Below are 3,320 nucleotides of genomic sequence, written 5' to 3'. Positions count from 1 at the left end.
ACCCACACCACCGCATCCAAAACGACACCACCAACCACCAAACCCTCAAACACCTCACCAACCTCGCCAGGCGAAGCCACCACCACCAGACCCACCACACCAGACAACACCGACACCACAGCCTCATCACCACCAACCACCAACACAGACCACCCCGACACATCACCCAAAGACACAGACTCCGCCACCCACCGCTCCGCCAAACCCACCACCACGGGCTCGGGCGCGGGCGCGGCGGCGCGCAGGCGCCGGATCTCGGCCGCCGCCTCGGCCGGGGTGAGGAGTCCCGAGCGGACCTGTTCCAGCAGCTCGTCGGTCTTCGGGGTGACGGTCACTGCATCTCCTCGAGCTGGTTCCTGGCGTCACTGATGTCGATATGTCCAGAAGCGAGCCGGCTGAGCATCCGTTCGAGCTCGTCCAGGGGCCCCGTTCCGTTCACGCCGTCGGCCGGCGGTACGGCGGCCACCGGCCCCGTGGCACCGTCGCCGGGCATCGCCCGCAGCGTCAGGTTCCGCAGCCGTACCCGGGGAAGGCCGGTGTCGTCGAGCAGGTCCACGTCGAGCCGGCGACCGCCGGACCCGGCGACTCCCGCCGCCGGTCGCGCGTACGCCCAGCCGGCGGCCGGAACCGGGCCGAGGATCTCGACGCCGCCCAGGTCGAAGGGCACGTACGGCTGGTCCGTGCCAGGGTCGGTCAGGTCGTCGCGGAAGCCGATCGCGCTCTGCAGGGCCGCGTCGAGCACCGACGGGTGCAGGACGAAGCCGGTGGACGGCGTACCGGTCGGCAGCACGATTCGGGCCAGCACGGCGTCCGGTGTGCGGTGAAGCGCTTCGATCCCACGGAACGACGGTCCGTAGTGGAGTCCGGAGTCGTCGAAGATCCGGTAGCACGCGGTCCCTGCCAGGGGCTCCGACGCCCCCTCACGCAGTGCCACGAGGTCGACAGGTGCCGGCTGGGCAAGCCGCGCCGCTCCGGTCGGGGTCAGCCGGCCCCGGGCATGCAGCACCGTGCCGTCATGGCTGGTCACCTCGAACGCCAGCGCCACGCCCTCGGATCGCAACCCGACGTCGACCGTCAGCCCGCCGCCGGTCACCACCAGCGGCCGGAACCACACGACGCCGTGCAGCCGGCCGATGGGTTCCTCCGCCACCAGTTCCCCGGCCGCCCGTGCCAACTCCAACTGGGCCACGCCGGGCAGCGTCGGACGGCCGGCGACCACGTGGTCGGCCAGCACGAACTCGGTGCCGGTGAAGTGGGTACGGAAGCGGTATCCGCGCAGGGTGGAGACGTTCGCGCCGAGCAACGGGTGCGGCCGGGCGGCACCGGCGTCGACCGGCGTGTCCGGACCGGCCGCCGGTCCGGCGGAGGCGGCAGCCGACACCGCAGACGGCAGCGACGGCGGGGACGGCACCCAGTATCGGTCACCGGCGAAGGGGTAGGTCGGCAGCGGCAGTCGCCGGCAGCCCGCCTCGTCGAACAGCGTCGCCCACGGCGGGTCCTCGCCGTGCCGGAAGGCACGTACCGCCACGTCGAGGCGAGCCTCCCGAGGCAGGTCCGCCCCGGACGTCCCCGCCACCGACCAGCCCGTCCCGTCGTCCAGGGCACCCGCCGGGCCGGGGCGGGCCGAGGCGGGTGCGGCCGGCAGGGGCTCGGCACCGGCCAGTGCCGCGTCGATCCGGTCGGCCAGCTCCGCCAGCCCGGTCACCACCCACCCGGTGCGGTACGCCAGGTGGGCACGGCCGAGCGCCAGTGTGAAGGCGATGTCGCGCAGGGCGGCGTCCGGGTTGGCGCGCAGCCAGGCCCGCAGGTCGACCAGGCGGGCACGCAGCGTCTCCGGCGTGTGCCCGGACACCGGTACCGGGTACGTCGGGAACGCCGGTGCCGGTGCCGGCCCGACCTCGACCGGCTCGCGGACCACGAGGTGCGCGTTGGTCCCGCTGAACCCGAACGAGCTGATGGCCGCGAAGCGGGGCCCGCCATCCGGGTTCTTCCAGGGGCGGCAGCGGGTGTTCACCTGGAACGGTGAGTTGGCGAAGTCGATGAGCCTGTTCTCCCGATCCACGTTGACGGTCGGCACGAGGGTGCGGTGGCGCAGGCAGAGCAGGGTCTTGAGCAGGCCCGCCATGCCAGCGGTGGCGAGCGTGTGGCCGATGTTCGACTTGATCGAGCCGATCGCGCAGTAGCCGGTCCGGTCGGTGAAGCGGCGAAACGCGTCGGTGAGCGCGTCCACCTCGATCGGGTCGCCCAGTCGGGTGCCGGTGCCGTGCGCCTCGACGTAGGTGATGCGGTCCGGGTCGATGCCGTACCGCTCGTAGACCGACACCTCCAGCGCGGTCTGGGACGGGCCGCTGGGCGCCATGATGCCGCTGGTCTGGCCGTCCTGGTTGACGCCCGAACCGGCAATCACCCCGTACACGTGGTCGCCGTCGCGCAGCGCGTCCGGCAGGCTCTTGAGCACGACGATGCCCACGCCCTCACCCGGTACGAAACCGTCCGCGTCTTCGGCGAAGGTCTTGCACAGCCCGGCGGGGGAGATCATCCCAGCCCGGCTCGCCAGGTGGTGGAAGAACGGCGTGGTCATCAGCATCACGCCGCCGACCAGCGCGGTCTCGACCGTGCCCCTCCGGATCGCGTCACACGCCATGTCCACCGCGACCAGCGAGGACGAGCAGGCGGTGTTCACCGTGATGCTCGGCCCCTTGAGGTCGAGCAGGTACGGCAGCCGCGCGGAGAGGATCGCCTCGCTGTTGCCGGCGAAGGCGTGCGAGTCCGGATCGACCCCGCTCTCCTCGACCAGCCGGTAGTAGTCGTTGCCGTTGAAGCCGACGTAGACACCACAGGCCCGGCCGCGCAGCGAGTCCGGCGAGTGGCCGGCGTCCTCCAGCGCCCGCCACGCCTCCTCGAGGAAGAGCCGGTGCTGCGGGTCCATCAACGCCGCCTCACGGGGCGAGATGTTGAAGAACAGCGGATCGAAGCGGTCGATGTCGGTGAGGAACCCACCCCGCTTGCTGTACGTGAGACCGGGCCGCCGGGCGTCGTACGGGTTGTCCGCCGACCACCGGTCGCCCTCGCCGACGGTGCACCGGCCGGCGCGCAGGTTGTCCCACAGTTCCGCGAGATCGCGGGCACCGGGGAAGCGGCCGGACATGCCGATCACGGCGATCTCCAGCGGGCGCTGCGTCCCGCCGTCGCGCCGACCGGTACCCGGCTCGTCCGGAACGGGTACGGCGTCGACCACGACCGGAGCGGGCTCGACCCGGATCGGAGCGGGGCCGGTCGGAACGGGAACGGGCTCGACCCGGATCGGTACCGGGTCGACC

The 3,320-nt window shown here is 72.2% G+C and carries 2 protein-coding genes; both read right to left on the bottom strand.

Annotation, left to right across the window (positions count from 1 at the left end):
* On the bottom strand, positions 1-335 hold a 335-nt coding region (locus E1258_RS31315), incomplete at its 3' end, for a hypothetical protein (protein ID WP_132407436.1).
* Positions 332-3,320 (bottom strand): type I polyketide synthase (locus E1258_RS31310; protein ID WP_132407434.1); only part of this gene is annotated, 2,989 nt, incomplete at its 5' end. The genes E1258_RS31315 and E1258_RS31310, both read right to left, overlap by 4 nt.

This window comes from Micromonospora sp. KC207, from assembly GCF_004348615.1.
Classification (GTDB): Bacteria; Actinomycetota; Actinomycetes; order Mycobacteriales; family Micromonosporaceae; genus Micromonospora.
Note: the sequence above shows the minus strand (reverse complement) of the source record. Positions and strands in the feature narration are given on the sequence as shown.